The organism is Methylobacterium sp. AC315 (assembly GCF_979253755.1).
Genome location: NZ_CEEDEA010000004.1, coordinates 109876 through 127709 on the forward strand (window position 1 = coordinate 109876; position 17834 = coordinate 127709).

Here is a 17834-nt window from a genome sequence, read left to right on the forward strand (position 1 = left end):
GGCAAGGGGCGCACAGGCCCCTGGGAACGCGACGCCCCTGCCCGCTCTCGAAACCGGGAACGCAGCTTCCCGGGCCCCGGAGCCGGAAATTCTCGGGAACCACCGTGTTACCGGCTCATTGATCCTCCACGGAGCCGTCACGCTCCGGGTTACGATCGTGGAGGTGAACCATGAGCAATCACGGTATCTTCCCAGGCAGTCGGCGCGATGCTGACACGGATCAGGACGATCCACCCAACAAGAATCGGCAGGGATAGAGGTTTCGAAGCTGCCGCGCGGTCGAGTTCCCGGTCAGGCCGACACTGACCGCCAGGGCGAGCTCCCGCGACGCTTCGAAACGTAGACCCTGCTTCAGGCCCGCCGGCGCAAGCCGGCGGGTTTTTTTGGGGCTCTGCACGAACACGAAAAAGCCGCCCCGGACGGTCCCGGGACGGCTTTCTTCAGCTGGATCGTTGGAGCTTCGCTCAGGCCGCCTCGGCGACCTCGACCTGACCGGAATCCTTGCCGCGGGCCTCGACGTCGCGATCCACGAACTCGATCACGGCCAGCGGGGCGTTGTCGCCCTTGCGGAAGCCCGCCTTCATGATGCGGAGATAGCCGCCCGGACGGCCCTGGTAGCGCGGGCCGATCACGGCGAAGAGCTTCTTGACCATGTCGCCGTCGCGCAGCTGCGCCATGGCGAGACGGCGGGTGTGCACGCTGTCGATGCGGCCCAGGGTGACGAGCTTCTCGACCACGGGACGCAAGTCCTTGGCCTTCGGCAGGGTGGTGACGATCTGCTCGTGCTTCAGCAGCGCGACCGACATGTTGGCGAACATCGCCTTGCGATGCTCGGCTGTGCGGTTGAAGCGGCGACCGCGATAACCGTGACGCATGATTTGGCTTCCTTCTCATCTCGGCCGCCGTGCCACGGTACGGCCGGGTGCCTCATCGAGGCTGTTGTTATCCGCGTAACCCCGCGGCGGGATTTTTTGGACTTCGCGTCAGGTCTGCGGAGGTCCGTATCTGGCCAGGCCCGACGGACGGCACCGTACAGCGCCGCCCAGTCCGGCCCGAAGCCGTTTCGCCTCAGTAATGCTCTTCGAAGCGCTTGGCGAGATCTTCGATGTTCTCCGGCGGCCAGCCGGGGATGTCCATGCCGAGGTGCAGGCCCATGCCGGCCAGCACTTCCTTGATCTCGTTGAGCGACTTGCGGCCGAAGTTCGGGGTCCGCAGCATCTCGCCCTCGGACTTCTGGATCAGGTCGCCGATGTAGACGATGTTGTCGTTCTTCAGGCAATTCGCCGACCGGACCGACAGCTCCAGCTCGTCGACCTTCTTGAGCAGAGCCGGGTTGAAGGGCAGCTGCGGGGCCAGCGGGGCAGCCTCTTCCTTGCGCGGATCCTCGAAGTTCACGAAGACCTGCAGCTGGTCCTGGATGATCCGCGCGGCATAGGCCAGCGCGTCTTCCGGGCCCACGGCACCGTTGGTCTCGATCGTCATCGTCAGCTTGTCCTTGTCGAGATCCTGGCCCTCGCGGGTGGTCTCGACGCGGTAGCTGACCTTGGTCACCGGGGAGAACAGCGCGTCCACCGGGATCAGGCCGATCGGCGCGTCCTCTGGACGGTTGCGCTCGGCCGGGACGTAACCCTTGCCCGTGGCGACCGTGAACTCCATGCGGATCTCGGCGCCGTCGTCCAGCGTGCAGATCACCAGCTCCGGGTTCAGGATCTGGATGTCGCCGACCGTGCCGATGTCACCCGCCGTGACGGTGCCCGGGCCGGTCTTGCGTAGGGTCATGCGCTTGGGCGCATCGGTCTGCGACCGGATCGCGATGGTCTTGATGTTCAGCACGATGTCGGTGACGTCCTCGCGGACGCCCGGGATCGAGGAGAACTCGTGCAGCACGCCGTCGATCTGCACCGAGGTCACGGCCGCGCCCTGGAGCGAGGACAGGAGCACCCGGCGCAGGGCGTTGCCCAGGGTGGTGCCGAAGCCGCGCTCGAGCGGCTCGGCCACGACGGTGGCGACCCGCTTCGGGTCGTCGCCGGTCGAGACCTGCAGCTTGTTCGGCTTGATCAGTTCCTGCCAGTTCTTCTGAATGACCACGATCCTACCTCTCGTCCATGCTCGGGATCCGCGACACCCGTTCCCGCGCTTCGGCCGCCCGGCGCCGCCCCCTGGCGCCCCGAACGGTCCCTGAATTCAAGTCTGTTATTCGCCACCGACCCAGAGGGCCGGCACGAAGCGGTACCCGGCCCCGTCCCGATCCACGTAGCCGAGGGCCGGGAATTCCAGGTGCGCACCTGCGATGAAGGTCCGCTCCTGCGCCACCTCGTCCATGATGGCCTTGCGCGTCGCACGCGCCTGGTCGCCATCGACGTCGAATCCGACACCCGCCTCCGGGTTCTTGAACTGGATCGCGGGCAGGTGCACCACGTCCGTCCACATCAGCAGCGACTGTCCACCGGAGACGATGCGGAAACCGCAATGCCCGGGGGTATGACCCGGCAGGTGGACCGCGCTGATCCCCGGCAGGACCTCACCGCCGCGATGCTCGCGCATCCGCTTGGTGTAGGGCGCGACCGCCTTTCGGGCGTTTTCGAAGTACGGCTTGGCCTCGTCCGGCGCCCGCGAGAGAGTGTCGTCCGGCAGCCAGTGCGCCGCCTCGTCGGCATGCACCACGATCTCGGCGTTGGGGAACCGGGCCGCCCCGTTCTTGACCAGCCCGCCGACATGGTCGGGATGCAGGTGCGTGACCAGGACGGTTTCGATCTCCTCGAGCTTGACGCCGGTGAGCGCCAAAGCCGTGCTGAGCCGCCCCAGGGTCTCCACCGGGGCAAAGTCGCCGTATCCCGTATCGATCAACACCGGCTTGCGGCCGGCACCGGTGATCAGGAAGGCGTTCAGCGTGATCTTGGGCTGCTCGGTGCGGAAGCCCGCAACCTGGAGCTTGCCGGCTTCGTCTTTCGGGATCCCCGTGACGAGATCGAGGCTGGCCTGAAACCAGCCGTCGTTGAGCGCGGTGACCGTGAGGTCGCCGAGGTTCCAACGCAGCACGCCCGGAAGCGGCTTCGATCCCGTCATGAGCTTCTCCGTCAGACCGACTGGTTCAGACCCGACGACGCTTGCGCGGACGGCAGCCGTTGTGCGGGATCGAGGTCACGTCGCGGATCGAGGTGACCGTGAAGCCGGCGGCCTGGAGCGCGCGCAGGGCCGACTCACGACCCGAACCCGGGCCGGACACCTCGACCTCGAGGGTGCGCATGCCGTGCTCGGACGCCTTGCGGGCGGCATCCTCGGCGGCAACCTGCGCGGCGTACGGCGTCGACTTGCGCGAGCCCTTGAAGCCCATCGCGCCGGCGGAGGACCACGAGATCGTGTTGCCCTGCGCGTCCGTGATGGTGATCATCGTGTTGTTGAACGAAGCGTTCACGTGGGCGACGCCCGACACGATGTTCTTGCGTTCGCGCCGACGGACGCGTTGCGGTTCCTTGGCCATTCGGGTCTCACTCTTCCTTCAAGCGCGCCCGTAATTCCAGGCGCTCGGGATTCTTTTGGGGACTCGGCCGGCGCGCCCGTGAAGGGCGGTCCGGCCCGATGCGGGATCCCTCGCGGGACACCAACACGACGGAAGGAAGGCCGAGCTCAGCACGGCCTTCCAAGTGGAGAATTACTTCTTCTTGCCGGCGATCGGCTTCGCCTTGCCCTTGCGGGTGCGGGCGTTGGTGTGGGTGCGCTGGCCGCGGACCGGCAGCTGCTTGCGGTGACGCAGACCGCGATAGGCGCCAAGATCCATCAGGCGCTTGATGTTCATCGAAACTTCGCGGCGCAGGTCGCCCTCGACGATGTAGTCGCGGTCGATCGTCTCGCGGATCTGCAGCACCTCGGCGTCGGTGAGCTGGTTCACGCGACGCTCGGCGGGGATGTTCACCTTCTGGGTGATTTCCTCGGCCTTCTTGGAGCCGATGCCGTGGATGTACTGGAGCGCGATGACGACGCGCTTGTTGGTCGGGATGTTGACGCCTGCGATACGGGCCATGATCACGCTCCATCTGAGGCCCGGCGATGCGGGCGTTGATCGCGCGCGTCCGGTGGAGGCCGGCCCCTGCGCGCGCCAAACGACAACGTGGCCCTGGGGCGGCCCTGGACAGGGCACCTCGGACCAGCGATCGATTGGACGAAGGAGGGCCTGCTAGCGTGCGCGGGCCCAGATGTCAACGACTGGTGAACGATCGGCCGCGCTTCCATGCGTCGCGCGCGGACCATGCCAGGGTCACCGAGGGAGCACAGATGTCGGTTCTGACCAGCGACGGCGCCACCCTGCGGGCTTTCGCAGACTCGGTCCTTCGGGCCGCCGAAGAGAATGCCGAGGAAGTCGTCCCGGTGATCCTTGCGGTCGTCGGTGGCATCCTCACCGAGGCCCAGCCCGGTACCATCGCACTCCAAACCGAGGATGACGGTCCCGGCCAGCTCTGGGCGACCTTCGCGGGCCGCCGGATGGTGTTCCGCTACAACAGCATGACCGCGATGGTTGAATTGCGCGACGACCGCACCGACGGCAATCCCACCCGTCTATTCGGACGCCGCGCGCTGCCGATGGACATCGTCAATTTCTTTGGAGCGTTGCGGGCGGAGGGGCCTGGGGATCGCTGACACCGCCGCGTCAACGGAATCGCTGGCTTCGGTACCGGCAATAACCGCCCATCGTCTGGTAGCCGGCCGGGCAGCGGCGGACGCACGCACCCGCCGCATACTTGAGAGGCGGCCGACACGTATGCCGGAAACGCTTCTCCCCGTAGACGAAGGATTGCGCGGGGCTCTGCGCCGCGACCGAGAGGGGCGCCAGCACCACGGCCAGAAGCAGAAGGCTTACGGGGATACGGAGGGCGGTCATCGGGACTCCCGATCGTGTTTCGCCATCAACCTCCGGCTGCGCCTATGGTTCACCGCACGCTCCGATCCCGGGCAATTCGTCGTTCGAGACGGCGTCCCACGACCGGGCGATCAGATCTCGCACATCCGGTCGAGCGACCAAGCGCATGCCGGGCTGTGTGATGGGACCGCGTTCGGTGCCGGCCCCATGGGACCGACGCATCGCGCCGCAGGGCCGGTCGGCCCGTCGATGCCACCCCGCGAGTGTCGCCTGCTGGTTTCTCGCCGCGCGCAGGATCGTGGCGCAAGATGGAACTGATGGATGTGTCCTCCGGTAGCGGCCGGCATCCGAATGCATGCGGCATGCTGGCGTTTGCGGCAGGAGGGGCCGCGCTCGGCCTGCGGTCTCAGCACCGCCAAGATTTCTATGATCACCGGTTTGAGTTTTTGCATGCTCTCTCCTCGCGGATCGCAAGATCAGAACTTGATTTTTGATCACATATCCCCCTTAAGCCGCAAATGTAAGAAATATTTCTTCTTTTAATACGATATACTAATCCGAGGTATGGATTGATGTCGATCAATTAGGCTCGCGCGGAATGCCTTCCAGCGGTGCCATGCTGCGTAAATACTGCTTGACCTTGTGAAGCATCAGAGTTTCACATAAAATATCTTTGGCGACGAGCGGCGCAATCCGCATGAGTCCATGTGCGCATCGCGCTACATTTCCTGCGATCCATCGATCTATGCGTCGGGCGGCTTTCCGGGTGATCTGGATATGCTGCATCGACTGCACGCAACGCCGGCCCCGGAGATCGTTTCGGTCGCGAATCTCTACGATCCGGCCTGCTACACCCGCACTCTCGATCCGGACGCGATCTTCGCCGATCCCGCCCTCCGGCCGGATCTGGATCGGGCTTTCGCCCTCGTTGGCGGCGTCCAAGCGGTCGCACCGGCCTGTGTTTTGGTTCGGATCGACAATGCGAGCATCTGCGACCGGAGCATCACGGTCTCCCGCGATGGGGAAACGCTGCTCCTGTTCGAGACTTTCCGTCCCTCCGATCTCGTCACGCTCCCGCAACCGGGAGCCAGCGGGCCGACCACGACCCTTCCGAAGACCTGCGCTTATCTCCTGCTGACATCCTCCGGGACCTTCAACTGGGGACATTGGCTGGCCGAAGACCTGCCGCGCCTCCTGGCAGTGGACTGCCTGTCCGGTCTCCGCAGACCCATCTGCCTGTTGCTGCACGGTTTCATCCCGGCGACCGACAGGATGCGGATCGAGCTTCTCCGGGGCTTGCTCGGACGCCGGGACGTCACGATTCGGTTGCTGCGACCGGATACGACTTACCGGGCGGCGGACCTCTACTTTGCCTCGCCGGTGGCTGGTCTGCCTGGCCCGAAGCATCCCCAGGCTCTCGCAGACCTTTCCGTTCGGGCCATCGCGATGATGCGTCGCCTGGACCGGCGATGGTGGCGATCGCCCCCGCGCCGTCCGACCCGTCTGTTCGTGACTCGCCGACGTGATCGCGGCCGGGTGCCGATCGGATGGGTGGACCTCTGCAGGACCCTGCAGGCCCGCGGCTACCAGCCGATCGATCCCGAGGGGATCTCAGCGCGGGAGCAGGCCGCGACCTTCGCGTGTGCAGAGCGCGTCGTCGGCTGCATGGGCGCCGCGATGGTGAACACACTGTTCTGCGCGCCAGGGACGCGCATTCTATACTTCGCCCCGGAAACGTTCACCGATCCGTATTATCTCGACCTCGCAGCGGCGCGCGGTCATCGCTACGGCGTCTGCTACGGCAAGGCCCTCGATCCGGGTCGGCCAGCGCAATCGGATTACGTCCTCGATCCAGACCACCTAGCCCGCGCTCTGGCATGGCTCGATGGGGGTCGTGAGGGATGCCGGCAAGCTGCTCGAAACGATTTACCTGCGGGCCGGATATACCCCCACGCCCCGCTTCGCGTCGGCGCCGATGGCAGCCAAGATTCTTCGCGGCTCGCTCCGAACACGGAGCCGCACACGATCCGTACCGTCGAAGAACTGTGATCTTCCTGGAAGGACGACGGCGCTGACGCCATCGCCGATCATCGCCGTTGCGCCAACCTAAGGTCTACGCAACCGAACGTTGATCGAACCACTCTCAGCCCGCTGCTTGAGCGTCGGCTTCGCGCGCTTCGAGTTCATCACAAGGCCGGCCGCCGAATGATGCGGCGTGCCGGCGGTCTTGGTCAGGACTCCACACGTTCCGCGTGCGGCTCCAGCACCGCCATGATCTCCGTGGTCACGGTATCGATCGGCTGCATGCCATCGACGGTGTGGAGCAAACCGGTCTTGGCGTAGTAGTCCGAAAGCGGCGCGGTCAGGGCCCGGTAGGCCTCCAGGCGCTGCTTGAACACCTCGGGGGTGTCGTCCTTGCGCACCGCCTGCCCGCGCGCGAGCGTCTCCGCCGCCCGCTTCTGGATGCGCCCGACCAGCGCGTCCTCGTCGACCTTGAGCTCGACGACCGCGGACAGGTTCATGTCCTTGCCGGACAGCATGGTTGCCAGCGCCTCGGCCTGGGCCACAGTGCGGGGGAAACCGTCCAGGATGAAGCCGCGCTTCGCGTCGGGTTCCTCGATCCGGTCGGCAACGATCCCGACCACGATCCGGTCGGAGACGAGGCCACCCGATTCCATCACGGCCTTGGCCTCGAGGCCCACCGGCGTGCCGGCGGCGACAGCGGCGCGCAGCATGTCCCCGGTGGAGAGCTGCGGGATGCCGAAGCGCTCGACGATCCGCTCGGATTGCGTTCCCTTCCCCGCGCCGGGGGGGCCGAGCAGAATGATGCGCATGGCGTTGTCCTCGTCCGGCCCGACTCTCTACGGGCACAAGCGGCGGTTGGCGAAGCCTCCCCGGCGTCGCCCGTCTCGGGTTTTTCTAGTCGGTCCCGGGCCCGGAGGCATCCAGACCTTTTGCTGAGAGGCGGGCGCGGCGGTGGCTTCGTCCCGACTCTGTAGCAGGCTCAGCGGCGGCGTTGCGTGGTCGAGGCGCCACGCAGCTTGGCCTTCTTCACGAGGCCCTCGTACTGATGCGCCATCAGATGCCCGTGGATCTGAGCGACCGTGTCCATGGTCACCGAGACCACGATCAGCAGCGAGGTCCCGCCGAAGCCAAGGCTTGCCGAGGCGTAGGACGACAGGATCTCGGGGCAGAGGCAGACGAGAGTCAGGTACAGGGCGCCGATCACCGTGATCCGGGTCAGCACCTTGTCGATGAAGGCCGCGGTGCGCTCGCCCGGACGGATGCCCGGGATGAAGCCGCCATGCTTCTTCAGGTTGTCGGCCGTCTCCTGCGGATTGAAGACCACCGCGGTGTAGAAGAACGTGAAGAAGATGATCAGCGCCGCATAGAGCGCCATGAACAGTGGTGTCCCGTGGCCCAGATAGGCCGTCACGGTGCCCAGCCAGCCGGTGCTGCCGCCATTGGCGGAGAAGCTCGCCGCGGTGGCCGGCAGGAGCAGGAGCGACGAGGCGAAGATCGGCGGGATCACACCCGACGTGTTGAGCTTCAACGGCAGGAACGAGGTCTGGCCCTCGTACATGCGGTTGCCGACCTGGCGCTTCGGGTAATTGATCAGCAGGCGGCGCTGGGCGCGCTCCATGAACACGATGAAGTAGACCAACACCACGGCCGCCACGGCGACGCCCAGGATGATGATCGGCGACAGCGCGCCGGTGCGGCCGAGCTCGAGAGCGCCCGCGATCGCGACCGGGAGGTGGGCGACGATGCCGGCGAAGATGATCAGCGACGAGCCGTTGCCGATGCCGCGCGAGGTGATCTGCTCGCCGACCCACATCAGGAACAGGGTGCCGCCGGTCAGCGTGATCACCGTCGAGGCCAGGAAGAACGGGCCGGGATCGATGGCCGCGGACGAGCTCTGGAGACCGATCGCGATGCCCCAGGACTGCACAAGCGCCAGCACCACCGTGAGGTAGCGGGTGTACTGGTTGATCACCTTACGGCCGGACTCACCCTCCTTCTTCAGCGCTTCCAGGCTCGGGATCACCGAGGTGAGCAGCTGAACGATGATCGAGGCCGAGATGTACGGCATGATGTTGAGGGCGAAGATCGCCATGCGCTCGACGGCACCGCCGGAGAACATGTTGAACAGCCCGAGCACGCCGCCGGCCTGCTGCTGGAAGTTCCGGGCGAACTGCTCCGGATCGATGCCGGGGATCGGGATGTAGGTGCCCAGCCGGAACACCACGAGGGCGCCGAGCGTGAACCAGATGCGCTTCTTCAGCTCATCGGCCTTCGCGATGGCACCGAAATTGAGGTTGGCGGCAAGCTGCTCGGCGGCTGAGGCCATAAGCGTCGCGTCCTGGGAGTGTCGCCGGGCGAACGGCGCCCGGATGAATTGAAAACGGCGGCCCGCGTGGTCGCAGGGCCGCCGCTCGAAGGATCGGCTTAAAGGGTGCGCGGGGACCGTGCAACGGGGCCCCGCGTCGCTCCCATGCCGGCCGTCAGGCCGTGGCCTCGGCCTTGGCGCCACCGCGGGTCGATACGCCGGTGGCGAATGCGACGCTGACCGAGCCGCCGGCCTTCTCGACCGCCTCGATGGCGGACTTGGAAGCGCGGGTGACCTCGAAGCTGAGCTTCGCGGTCAGCTCGCCGACGCCGAGCAGCTTCACGCCGTCACGGGCCCGGGCGATGATGCCGGCGGTGACGAGGCTGTCGACCGTGACGGTCGCGGCCTTGTCGAGCTTGCCGGCGTCCACCGCCTCCTGGATCCGGCCCAGGTTCACCTCGTTCAGATCCTGGGCGTAGAGGTTGTTGAAGCCACGCTTCGGCAGGCGCCGATGCAGCGGCATCTGACCGCCCTCGAAGCCCTTGATGGACACGCCGGTCCGGGCCTTCTGACCCTTCACGCCGCGGCCGGCGGTCTTGCCCTTGCCGGAGCCGATGCCCCGACCGACACGCATCCGATTCTTGGTTGCGCCGGGATTGTCGCTGATCTCGTTGAGCTTCATCGGTGCCTCCTCACGCCACGTCGCCGTGGACGCGCACGAGGTGCGCAACCTTGCGGATCATGCCGCGCACGGAGGGGGTATCCTCCAGCTCGGACACGCGGTGGAGCTTGTTGAGCTTGAGGCCGATCAGCGTCTGGCGCTGGCTGGCCTCCTGGCGGATCGGCGAGCCGATCTGCTCGATACGGACGGTCTTCTGTGCCATCGGACCCTCCCCTTACGCGACCGCAGCTTCGGACTGGTCGGCCGGATCGGCGTCGCGGCGACGGGCCTGGAGGCTCGAAACCTTGATGCCGCGGCGGGCCGCCACGGAGCGCGGGCTGTCCTCGTTCTTAAGCGCCTCGAAGGTGGCGCGCACGAGGTTGTAGGGGTTGGAGGAGCCGAGCGACTTCGCGACAACGTCCTGCATGCCGAGCGTCTCGAACACGGCGCGCATCGGGCCGCCGGCGATGATGCCGGTACCCTGCGGAGCCGCACGGAGGATCACCTTGCCGGCGCCGTGGCGGCCGTTCACGTCGTGGTGCAGGGTCCGACCCTCGCGCAGCGACACCCGGATCAGGCCGCGCTTGGCCGCCTCGGTCGCCTTGCGGATCGCCTCCGGCACCTCACGGGCCTTGCCGTGGCCGAAGCCGACGCGGCCCTTCTGGTCGCCGACGACGACGAGGGCTGCGAAGCCGAAGCGACGGCCACCCTTCACCACCTTGGCGACGCGGTTGATGTGGACGAGCTTGTCCACGAATTCGCTGTCGCGCTCCTCGCGCTCGTCGCGGCGGCCGCGGCCCCCGCCTTCCCGTTCACGTGCCATGTTGTCTAACCTATCTCACTAGCGCGGATCCTCGGACCCGCTCGCTCGATTCCCCTCGCCGGAAACGGGAGGGAATGGCCGCGCGGGTATCACGCCGCGCGGGGTGAGTTCCTCAGAACTCCAGGCCGCCTTCGCGGGCGGCCTCGGCCACGGCTGCGACGCGGCCGTGGTAGATGTAGCCGGAGCGGTCGAAGATCACCTTCGTGACGCCCGCGGCCTTGGCGCGCTCGGCCACCAGCTTGCCCACCGCCTTGGCGGCGGCGACATCGGCGCCGGTCTTGAGTTCACCCTTGAGTGCCTTGTCGATCGACGAGGCGGCGGCCAGCGTCTTGCCGGCGACGTCGTCGATGACCTGCACGTAGATCTGCTTCGACGAGCGGAACACCGAGAGCCGCGGACGGCCATTGGCGGCCGCCCGCAGCGCGCGACGGACGCGCGCCTTGCGGCGATCGAGGGCTTCGAGCTTGCGAGACATGATGCCCTCCTTACTTCTTCTTGCCTTCCTTGCGGAAGATGAACTCGCCCGCGTACTTCACGCCCTTGCCCTTGTAGGGCTCGGGTCCGCGGTAATCGCGGATCTCGGCGGCGACCTGACCGACCTGCTGGCGGTTGATCCCGGTGATCGTGATCTCGGTGGGCTTCGGGGTAACGATCGTGATCCCGGCGGGGATCGCGTATTCGATGTCGTGGCTGTAGCCGAGCGACAGCTTGAGGGCCTTACCGGCCATCGCCGCACGATAACCGACGCCCGTGATCTCAAGCTTCTTTTCGAAGCCCTTCGACACGCCCTCGGCGATGTTGGCGATCTGAGCCCGCGACGTGCCCCACAGGGAACGGGCCGGCTTGGACTGGTTGATCGGCTCGACCGAGATCGCGCCGTCCTTCATCTCCACGCTGACCAGCGTGGGGACGTCGAACTGCAGCTCGCCCTTAGAGCCCTTCATCTTCACCGTCTGACCGGTGACGGTGGCGGTGACGCCGGCCGGCACGGGAACGGGCTTCTTGCCTACGCGAGACATGGGATAACCTCCTCCGTCCCGATCAGAATACGGTGCAGAGCACTTCACCGCCGACGTTGCGCTCACGCGCCTCGTGGTCGGCCATGACGCCCTGCGGTGTGGAGACGATGGTGACGCCGAGGCCGTCGGCCACGTGCGGCAGATCACCGACCGACGAGTAGACCCGACGACCCGGCTTCGAAACGCGCTTGATTTCGCGGATCACCGGGCGGCCGTCGTAGTACTTGAGCTCGATGGCGAACTCGGTACGGCCGTTGCCGAGGTCGGTCGCCGCGTAGTCGCGGATGTAGCCCTCGGACTTCAGGACGTTCAGGACGTTGGCGCGCAGGCGCGAGCCGGGTGTCTGAACGACGTTGCGACGGCGAAGCTGGCCGTTGCGGATACGGGTGAGCATGTCACCCACGGGATCGTTGACCATGGGGACCTCCTTACCAGCTCGACTTGACCAGGCCGGGGATCAGGCCCCGGTTGCCAAGCTCCCGCAGCGCGATGCGCGAGATGCCCATCTTGCGATAGAACGCGCGGGGCCGGCCAGTCATGCCGCAGCGGTTGCGGATGCGGGTGGCCGACGAGTTGCGCGGCAGTTCCGCGAGCTTGAGGCGCGCCTCGAAGCGCTCCTCCATCTCGAGGGTGTCGTTGTTGGCGATGTCCAGCAGCGCCTTCCGCTTGGCCGCGAAACGCTTCACCAGCGTCTTGCGGGCCTCATTCTTCTCGACTGAGCTTTTCTTCGACATGTGGTCTATCTCCGGTGTCCGCGTATGAGGCGCGAGGGCCTCACTGCCGGAACGGGAACTGGAACGCGGCGAGCAGTGCCTTGGCCTCGGCATCGGTCTGGGCGGTGGTCGCCACGACGATGTCCATGCCCCACATCTGCTCGGCCTTGTCGTAGGAGATCTCCGGGAACACGAGGTGCTCCTTGAGACCCAGGGCGTAGTTGCCGCGGCCGTCGAACGAGCGCGGGTTCAGGCCGCGGAAATCGCGGACGCGCGGCAGCGCGATCGTGATCAGGCGATCCATGAACTCGTACATGCGCTGCTTGCGCAGCGTCACCTTGCAACCGATCGGCATGCCTTCACGGACCTTGAAGGTCGCGATGGCCTTGCGGGCCCGGGTGATCACTGGCTTCTGGCCGGCGATGAGCGCGAGGTCGCCAGCCGCCACGGTCGCCTTCTTGGAGTCCGCGGTGGACTCGCCGACGCCCATGTTGATGACGATCTTCTCGATCTGCGGGACCTGCATCGGGTTCTTGTACCCGAACTCCTCGATCAGCTTCTGGCGCACCACTTCGTCGTAGTGCTTGCGCAGGCGCGGGGTGTAGGCGTTCTTGTCGGCCTCAGCCATCGATCTGATCCCCCGTGCTCTTGGCGAATCGGACCTTGCGCCCGTCTTCGAGGATGCGGAAACCTACGCGGGTCGGCTTGCCGTTGGCATCGGCGACCGCGATGTTCGAGAGTTGGATGGCGGCCTCCTTGGAGATGATGCCGCCTTCCTGGTTCTGCGTCTGCTTCTGGTGCTTCTTGACCAGGTTGATGCCACGCACGAAAGCGCGGCCTTCCTTCGGCAGAACCTGGATGACTTCGCCCGAGCGACCGGAATCGCGGCCGGTGAGTACGACGACCTTGTCGCCCTTCTTGATCTTCGCGGCCATCACAGCACCTCCGGCGCCAGCGAGATGATCTTCATGTGGTTGCGCGCGCGCAGCTCGCGCGGCACCGGTCCGAAGATGCGGGTGCCGATCGGCTCTTTCTGATTGTTGATCAGGACCGCAGCGTTCTTGTCGAAGCGGATCACCGACCCGTCGACGCGCTTCACGGCCTTGGCCGTGCGAACGACGACCGCCTTCATGACGTCGCCCTTCTTGACGCGACCGCGCGGGATCGCCTCCTTGACCGACACGACGATGACATCGCCAACGCCGGCATACTTCCGCTTCGACCCGCCGAGAACCTTGATGCACATCACACGGCGTGCACCCGAGTTGTCGGCGACGTCCAGATTCGTCTGCATCTGGATCACGTGCGTGACTCCTTGTTTCAGGCGGGTTTCCGCACACGGGCGGTATTGCCCGGCGGACGACGCCTGATGGGGATCTGATGTCCCCGGCTCATGGTATAGACCGCGCTTGCGGCGTCCGAGACGCTGGCGCGGTCACCGCGTTCACAGGGTGCGAGCACCCATCGAAATGTCGCGAAGGCCGGGCGGATACTACGGGCTGCCCCGAAAGGCAAGCCGATCGCGACACATTCGCCGGTGGGATCGGGGGGGATCGGGCGCGGTCGGGGCGATTCGATGGCTGGCGCAGCGTGGTGTCCCGGCGCGGCCGACCACGGGCTTATCGATGTGCGTCCGGCGGGTCGAGGGCGGCTTCCGCCAGGATGTCTCCGCGGCGGCTGGGCGGCGAGACGGGGCGGCCGACAAATCGAAACGACACCACAGCCATGTCCGCCGCGCAGCCTCGCGCGGCGGCTGGGTTCTCTCGGGCGTTCAGGGCTTCAGAAGGGCTGGCCCGCTGATTCGAACAGGAAGTCGTCGAGGCTCGGGATCGTCACGGCGCTTCCGTAGGCCGGCTTCGACAGGCGCCACGGACGCTCGGACCGGGCCCGGATCGCCTCCGAGGGGCGCAGACGCCGCATGCCGCCCTCCTCGGTCACCTCCTCGATCGTCAGGAAGCCGTAGACCTGCAAGCGGGACGCGGTGAGCTTGATCTCACGGTCCTCGGCGGCGACGATCATGCTGCCGGTGGCGTAGACCGCGTCCATGAGCGAGCGCTGCTCGCTGCGGCGGCGGTTGCGGGCGTCCCGCTCGCCTGCCGCGGAGGCGGGGGCGATCCGCCGGAAGGGGACGACGTTGCTGACCGCGACGCAACCCATACGCAACATCCTCGACGCACACAGAGGCCGGCCCACGGGCCGTCCGACGATCGGGACATTTCGACGGTTCGCTTTAATCTTCCGTAGACCGTGTTGCGGGGCCCCTGCCCCGATCCGGCACGCCCCCGTTCCGGCGCCCACGTTGGATGCACCATCCCGGATGGCCTCGACGATGCCGAATCACGCGGTGCTCGAGGGCGGTGCGGTCGAGACCGGACCGGGTCCGGCGGTTCGTCTCGACCTGATGGCCCCCCGGCGCGGTGCTGGGAGCAGGCTGCCGCGAGCCGCGCCCGTTCACGGCGCGATCTGGCTCGATTCGAGGCTCTCCAGGAGCGTCGCGATGCCGAAAACCTGGAAGGCCAGGAAGGTCTCTGTCTCCACCTCCCGGGACGCATAGGACAGCTCGGCGAGGCCGATGGTCATGGTCAGCGACGTGTCCTTGATGGTGTTGAGATATTGGCCGACCACCGGCAGCCAGGCGAAGCGCAGGGCCAGCGGCAACGCGATCTGGCGGAAGATCTGGAGATCGATCAGGTCGTGGGCCAAAGCGGCCTCCCGCTGGGCAGGCCGTACGCCGTCGAGGCCAGCCCGACATTCCTCGGCGATGTCGGCGGCCGCGTAGAGCGTCAGCCCGAGGAAGCCGGCCAGGGTCTCAGAGGCCGGCCAGTGCAGGGTGGCCGGCATCAGGGCCAGGCCGTGTGGGCTATTCAGTCAGGCGGTGAGCCAGGACGGCATCAGCGCGACGGCGCCGAAGTACCAGAAGAGCAGCTGCACCAGCGACGGCGTGTTCCGGGTGAGGTTGATAAAGGCGGTACTCCGCGCCTTCACGAACCGGCCCCCCGCCTCCTTCGGGCAGCAGAAGGCAAGGCCGAGCGCCGTTCCGGCCACGCACACCGACGCAGACAGGACCAGGGTGACCCCGAAACCCTGCAGCAGCCAGACCAGGTAGCGCGGCGCGAGCAGATCGCCGAAGGGACTCACCGCCGTCGGCTAGCTGTGGTCGCCGATCCGGAACAGGCACGGCAGCGGCTACGTCGTGTTCGGGCCGAACCAGCGGTCGTAGAGCGCCGCAGCCTTCGCGCTGGCCTCCAGCTCCCGGAGCGTCTCGTCCACCACTGCGCGGAGGCGGGTCTCACCCTTCGGGATGCCGGCGCCGATGTAGTCGTTGGAAATCGAGAAGGCCGGAACCTCGTGATTCTCTTTGTCGGGAGCCGTGGCTAGCAGATTGACGAGCTTCGATCCGTCCTGCGTGTTCGCCTGAACGTTGCCGTTGCGCAGGGCCGCGAAGGCGAAGGGCGTATCGTCGAACACCACCACGGTCGCGTTCGAAAAGTCCCGGCGCAGGACGGTCTCGTTGGTTGTGCCCTGATCGGCTGTAGGAGTGCGCTCTGCCGACATTGCTTAAGCACTGACTGTGAAATGGAGGATTCTCTCGCCAAAATATGAATTCAATCATATTAATATTAAAAAGTAAAACTCTATTAGTATGACCGAGACTGTTCGAATGAAATGAGATGAGTTTATGGGCGTTAAAAGATATCAATCGATGAGATAACAGAAGGGCGAGCCAGATAATGTAACGTATCACCTTAGTAATATGATATCGATTAATATGGTATTGAAATTCAATATATACATTTGTGATCACCAAAAAGTCGACATCTCCTCTCGCGTTGACTGAACGGTTTCCCAGGCACATTGTCGTGATCTCTGCATCCCAATGATAACGGGAGCAAAAACGAGAGGTTCGACGAATGCGCGGATATATTCTGGCAGTACCCGAAGCAAATGCGCCGGGCGCAATCTCGGGCGATGACGGTCAGCGCTATCGTTTCTCAAGTGCAGATCTGAACAGTAATAGCACACGGGCTGGTCATGCGGTGGACTTCATAGTTGTCGATGGTGAGGCACGCGAAATATACCCTGTCCCCGGTCGAGCCCCGGTTTTCTCACCGGCCTTCAGTAAAGCTGTTCGCCAGCGAGATTGGGTTGCTTTCTATTTTAATCCAAATGGCCGCATCGGACGTCGTGACTATTGGACCTTTGGATTTTTGGTGCTGATGATTGTAAACATTGTTCTTGGCCTTATTCCAGGCGTGAACATAATCGTTTTTTTTTGTTACGGCGTGGTGCGGCCTCGCTCTCGGCATCAAGCGCTGCCATGATGTCAATCGATCCGGTTGGCTGAACGCCGTACCTTACGTCCTCACTCCGCTGTCCTTCCTTTGTGCATCGATCGGCTTTCTCTCATCTTACAGCCGCCATGCGATCGGGGTTCCTGCCTTGTTCATCACTCTCGCCTTGCTGACTGGCGTTGCCACCTTCGGATTTTGGATCTGGTTCATCGTACAGGTGCTGGCAAAAGCCGGCGATGCGGAGCCGAACCGGTTCGGCCTTCCACCCATCGCACCGAGCGCATAGGATGCGGGAGCACATGCGTTTGTCGGCCGGGCTGATCACTCGATCGGCGCGGTGCCCAGAATATCGCGATCGACGCATTGACCTGCGGGTTAACCGAGGCTAAAAGCGCGCCACTTCGGACGGCCATTGGCTGCCGACGGCCCTAGGGTTTGACCCTTGGGCGCCGCGATCGCCTCGAGCGATCCGAAGGCTCAAATCGCCTGACGCTCTAAGTCAGATCCGTAGGTACGAGCGCGTTCGTTATGAGCGTGCTCCTCTGCCCACACCGCGCCGAGGGTCTGTGACAGGACCTCCGGCGCATATTCGTTTTGCGGACTGCCCTAGGCGGTCCGGCCAAGGTGACCGAGGAAGAGGGCACAGGATGCCGACGATCAACCAGCTGATCGCCCAGCCGCGGAAGATCCAGCGGAGCCGCAACAAGGTTCCGGCGCTTGACGCTTGCCCGCAGAAGCGCGGCGTCTGCACCCGGGTCTACACGACGACCCCGAAGAAGCCGAACTCGGCCCTTCGTAAGGTCGCCAAGGTCCGTTTGACCAACGGCTTCGAGGTGATTGGTTATATTCCTGGCGAGGGCCACAACCTCCAGGAGCACTCGGTCGTCATGATCCGCGGCGGCCGCGTGAAGGATCTTCCGGGTGTGCGCTACCACATCCTGCGCGGCGTGCTCGACACGCAGGGCGTGAAGAACCGGAAGCAGCGCCGTTCCAAGTACGGCGCTAAGCGTCCGAAGTAAGACCGGCGACCGGAGTTTATCCGGTCGCAGAGATGCGTTTCCACGGCCTCGTAAGGATGTCGCCGGCTTCATCAAGAAAGCCCAGGCGGCCTGCGCGAGGTGCTTAAGTCAGACTCGTTTGA

28 protein-coding genes are annotated in these 17834 nt (G+C 65.3%); 6 read left to right on the forward strand and 22 right to left on the reverse strand.

Annotated features, from left to right (window positions below):
* Positions 1 to 464: 464 nt before the first annotated feature.
* From rplQ to rpsM, 5 genes are all read right to left on the reverse strand, one after another.
* Entirely contained in the window at positions 465 to 875 is a 411-nt protein-coding gene (rplQ, locus tag AC0IY0_RS08155) for a 50S ribosomal protein L17 (protein ID WP_147909515.1), read from the reverse strand.
* Positions 876 to 1068: 193 nt separating this feature from the next.
* On the reverse strand, positions 1069 to 2088 hold the full coding sequence (locus AC0IY0_RS08160) for a DNA-directed RNA polymerase subunit alpha (protein ID WP_147909516.1): 1020 nt from the start codon (positions 2086 to 2088) through the stop codon (positions 1069 to 1071).
* 105 nt (positions 2089 to 2193) lie between these two features.
* Positions 2194 to 3066, reverse strand: a complete 873-nt coding sequence (locus tag AC0IY0_RS08165; protein WP_471763542.1) for an MBL fold metallo-hydrolase — start codon at positions 3064 to 3066, stop codon at positions 2194 to 2196.
* A 25-nt stretch (positions 3067 to 3091) separates the two neighbouring features.
* Complete coding sequence (gene rpsK, locus AC0IY0_RS08170) at positions 3092 to 3481, reverse strand: 30S ribosomal protein S11 (RefSeq protein WP_007557606.1); 390 nt, start codon at positions 3479 to 3481, stop codon at positions 3092 to 3094.
* A 171-nt stretch (positions 3482 to 3652) separates the two neighbouring features.
* Positions 3653 to 4021 carry a 30S ribosomal protein S13 gene (gene rpsM / locus AC0IY0_RS08175; RefSeq protein WP_147853146.1) on the reverse strand — a complete coding sequence of 123 codons (369 nt, stop codon included), beginning with the start codon at positions 4019 to 4021 and terminating at the stop codon, positions 3653 to 3655.
* A gap of 251 nt (positions 4022 to 4272) precedes the next feature.
* On the opposite strand from rpsM, the gene AC0IY0_RS08180 reads away from it, so the two are divergent.
* Positions 4273 to 4635: a hypothetical protein gene (locus AC0IY0_RS08180; RefSeq protein WP_147909518.1), complete on the forward strand. Its 363-nt coding sequence runs from the start codon at positions 4273 to 4275 to the stop codon at positions 4633 to 4635.
* A gap of 10 nt (positions 4636 to 4645) precedes the next feature.
* Here AC0IY0_RS08180 and AC0IY0_RS08185 read toward each other — a convergent pair whose 3' ends face one another.
* Entirely contained in the window at positions 4646 to 4876 is a 231-nt protein-coding gene (locus tag AC0IY0_RS08185; RefSeq protein ID WP_471763544.1) for a hypothetical protein, read from the reverse strand.
* 287 nt (positions 4877 to 5163) lie between these two features.
* Here AC0IY0_RS08185 and AC0IY0_RS08190 point away from each other — a divergent pair, with 287 nt between their 5' ends.
* Together AC0IY0_RS08190 and AC0IY0_RS08195 are read left to right on the forward strand one after the other, a co-directional pair.
* Entirely contained in the window at positions 5164 to 5349 is a 186-nt protein-coding gene (locus AC0IY0_RS08190; protein ID WP_471763546.1) for a hypothetical protein, read from the forward strand.
* 211 nt (positions 5350 to 5560) lie between these two features.
* Entirely contained in the window at positions 5561 to 6904 is a 1344-nt protein-coding gene (locus AC0IY0_RS08195; protein WP_471763547.1) for a glycosyltransferase family 61 protein, read from the forward strand.
* Positions 6905 to 7086: 182 nt separating this feature from the next.
* Here AC0IY0_RS08195 and AC0IY0_RS08200 read toward each other — a convergent pair whose 3' ends face one another.
* The 16 genes from AC0IY0_RS08200 to AC0IY0_RS08275 form a co-directional block, all read right to left on the reverse strand.
* Positions 7087 to 7689, reverse strand: coding sequence for an adenylate kinase (locus AC0IY0_RS08200; RefSeq protein WP_147909521.1), 603 nt, complete (start codon positions 7687 to 7689; stop codon positions 7087 to 7089).
* A gap of 170 nt (positions 7690 to 7859) precedes the next feature.
* Complete coding sequence (gene secY / locus AC0IY0_RS08205) at positions 7860 to 9206, reverse strand: preprotein translocase subunit SecY (RefSeq protein ID WP_058192231.1); 1347 nt, start codon at positions 9204 to 9206, stop codon at positions 7860 to 7862.
* A gap of 154 nt (positions 9207 to 9360) precedes the next feature.
* Positions 9361 to 9867: a 50S ribosomal protein L15 gene (rplO, locus tag AC0IY0_RS08210; RefSeq protein ID WP_147909522.1), complete on the reverse strand. Its 507-nt coding sequence runs from the start codon at positions 9865 to 9867 to the stop codon at positions 9361 to 9363.
* Positions 9868 to 9877: 10 nt separating this feature from the next.
* Entirely contained in the window at positions 9878 to 10069 is a 192-nt protein-coding gene (gene rpmD, locus AC0IY0_RS08215; RefSeq protein ID WP_007557591.1) for a 50S ribosomal protein L30, read from the reverse strand.
* A gap of 12 nt (positions 10070 to 10081) precedes the next feature.
* On the reverse strand, positions 10082 to 10669 hold the full coding sequence (gene rpsE / locus AC0IY0_RS08220; RefSeq protein ID WP_007557588.1) for a 30S ribosomal protein S5: 588 nt from the start codon (positions 10667 to 10669) through the stop codon (positions 10082 to 10084).
* Between the two features lie 112 nt (positions 10670 to 10781).
* Positions 10782 to 11144, reverse strand: coding sequence for a 50S ribosomal protein L18 (gene rplR, locus AC0IY0_RS08225; RefSeq protein WP_010686176.1), 363 nt, complete (start codon positions 11142 to 11144; stop codon positions 10782 to 10784).
* Between the two features lie 10 nt (positions 11145 to 11154).
* Positions 11155 to 11688: a 50S ribosomal protein L6 gene (rplF, locus tag AC0IY0_RS08230; RefSeq protein ID WP_147898533.1), complete on the reverse strand. Its 534-nt coding sequence runs from the start codon at positions 11686 to 11688 to the stop codon at positions 11155 to 11157.
* 22 nt (positions 11689 to 11710) lie between these two features.
* Positions 11711 to 12106, reverse strand: coding sequence for a 30S ribosomal protein S8 (gene rpsH, locus AC0IY0_RS08235; RefSeq protein ID WP_007557585.1), 396 nt, complete (start codon positions 12104 to 12106; stop codon positions 11711 to 11713).
* 10 nt (positions 12107 to 12116) lie between these two features.
* Positions 12117 to 12422 (reverse strand): 30S ribosomal protein S14, encoded by a 306-nt coding sequence (rpsN, locus tag AC0IY0_RS08240; protein ID WP_092039092.1) that lies wholly within the window; start codon positions 12420 to 12422, stop codon positions 12117 to 12119.
* A gap of 40 nt (positions 12423 to 12462) precedes the next feature.
* Positions 12463 to 13029: a 50S ribosomal protein L5 gene (gene rplE / locus AC0IY0_RS08245; RefSeq protein WP_147853154.1), complete on the reverse strand. Its 567-nt coding sequence runs from the start codon at positions 13027 to 13029 to the stop codon at positions 12463 to 12465.
* Positions 13022 to 13336 carry a 50S ribosomal protein L24 gene (gene rplX / locus AC0IY0_RS08250; protein WP_007557581.1) on the reverse strand — a complete coding sequence of 105 codons (315 nt, stop codon included), beginning with the start codon at positions 13334 to 13336 and terminating at the stop codon, positions 13022 to 13024. Before rplX ends, rplE begins: the two co-directional genes overlap by 8 nt.
* Positions 13336 to 13704, reverse strand: coding sequence for a 50S ribosomal protein L14 (rplN, locus tag AC0IY0_RS08255; protein ID WP_007557579.1), 369 nt, complete (start codon positions 13702 to 13704; stop codon positions 13336 to 13338). The genes rplX and rplN overlap by 1 nt, the downstream gene beginning before the upstream one ends.
* 476 nt (positions 13705 to 14180) lie before the next feature.
* Complete coding sequence (locus AC0IY0_RS08260) at positions 14181 to 14558, reverse strand: hypothetical protein (RefSeq protein ID WP_147909523.1); 378 nt, start codon at positions 14556 to 14558, stop codon at positions 14181 to 14183.
* A 294-nt stretch (positions 14559 to 14852) separates the two neighbouring features.
* The gene (locus tag AC0IY0_RS08265) at positions 14853 to 15242 is read right to left on the reverse strand and encodes an ABC transporter permease subunit (protein ID WP_419829654.1); all 390 of its coding nucleotides are present in this window, start codon (positions 15240 to 15242) and stop codon (positions 14853 to 14855) included.
* Positions 15243 to 15269: 27 nt separating this feature from the next.
* Positions 15270 to 15539 (reverse strand): ABC transporter permease subunit, encoded by a 270-nt coding sequence (locus AC0IY0_RS08270; RefSeq protein WP_246692258.1) that lies wholly within the window; start codon positions 15537 to 15539, stop codon positions 15270 to 15272.
* 48 nt (positions 15540 to 15587) lie between these two features.
* Positions 15588 to 15956: a type 2 periplasmic-binding domain-containing protein gene (locus tag AC0IY0_RS08275; RefSeq protein WP_471763553.1), complete on the reverse strand. Its 369-nt coding sequence runs from the start codon at positions 15954 to 15956 to the stop codon at positions 15588 to 15590.
* Positions 15957 to 16312: 356 nt separating this feature from the next.
* On the opposite strand from AC0IY0_RS08275, the gene AC0IY0_RS08280 reads away from it, so the two are divergent.
* The 3 genes from AC0IY0_RS08280 (at position 16313) to rpsL (ending at position 17712) form a co-directional block, all read left to right on the forward strand.
* On the forward strand, positions 16313 to 16723 hold the full coding sequence (locus AC0IY0_RS08280; RefSeq protein WP_471763555.1) for a hypothetical protein: 411 nt from the start codon (positions 16313 to 16315) through the stop codon (positions 16721 to 16723).
* Complete coding sequence (locus AC0IY0_RS08285; protein ID WP_471763725.1) at positions 16707 to 16979, forward strand: DUF805 domain-containing protein; 273 nt, start codon at positions 16707 to 16709, stop codon at positions 16977 to 16979. Before AC0IY0_RS08280 ends, AC0IY0_RS08285 begins: the two co-directional genes overlap by 17 nt.
* 361 nt (positions 16980 to 17340) lie before the next feature.
* Positions 17341 to 17712 (forward strand): 30S ribosomal protein S12, encoded by a 372-nt coding sequence (gene rpsL / locus AC0IY0_RS08290; protein WP_007557568.1) that lies wholly within the window; start codon positions 17341 to 17343, stop codon positions 17710 to 17712.
* Positions 17713 to 17834 lie beyond the last annotated feature (122 nt).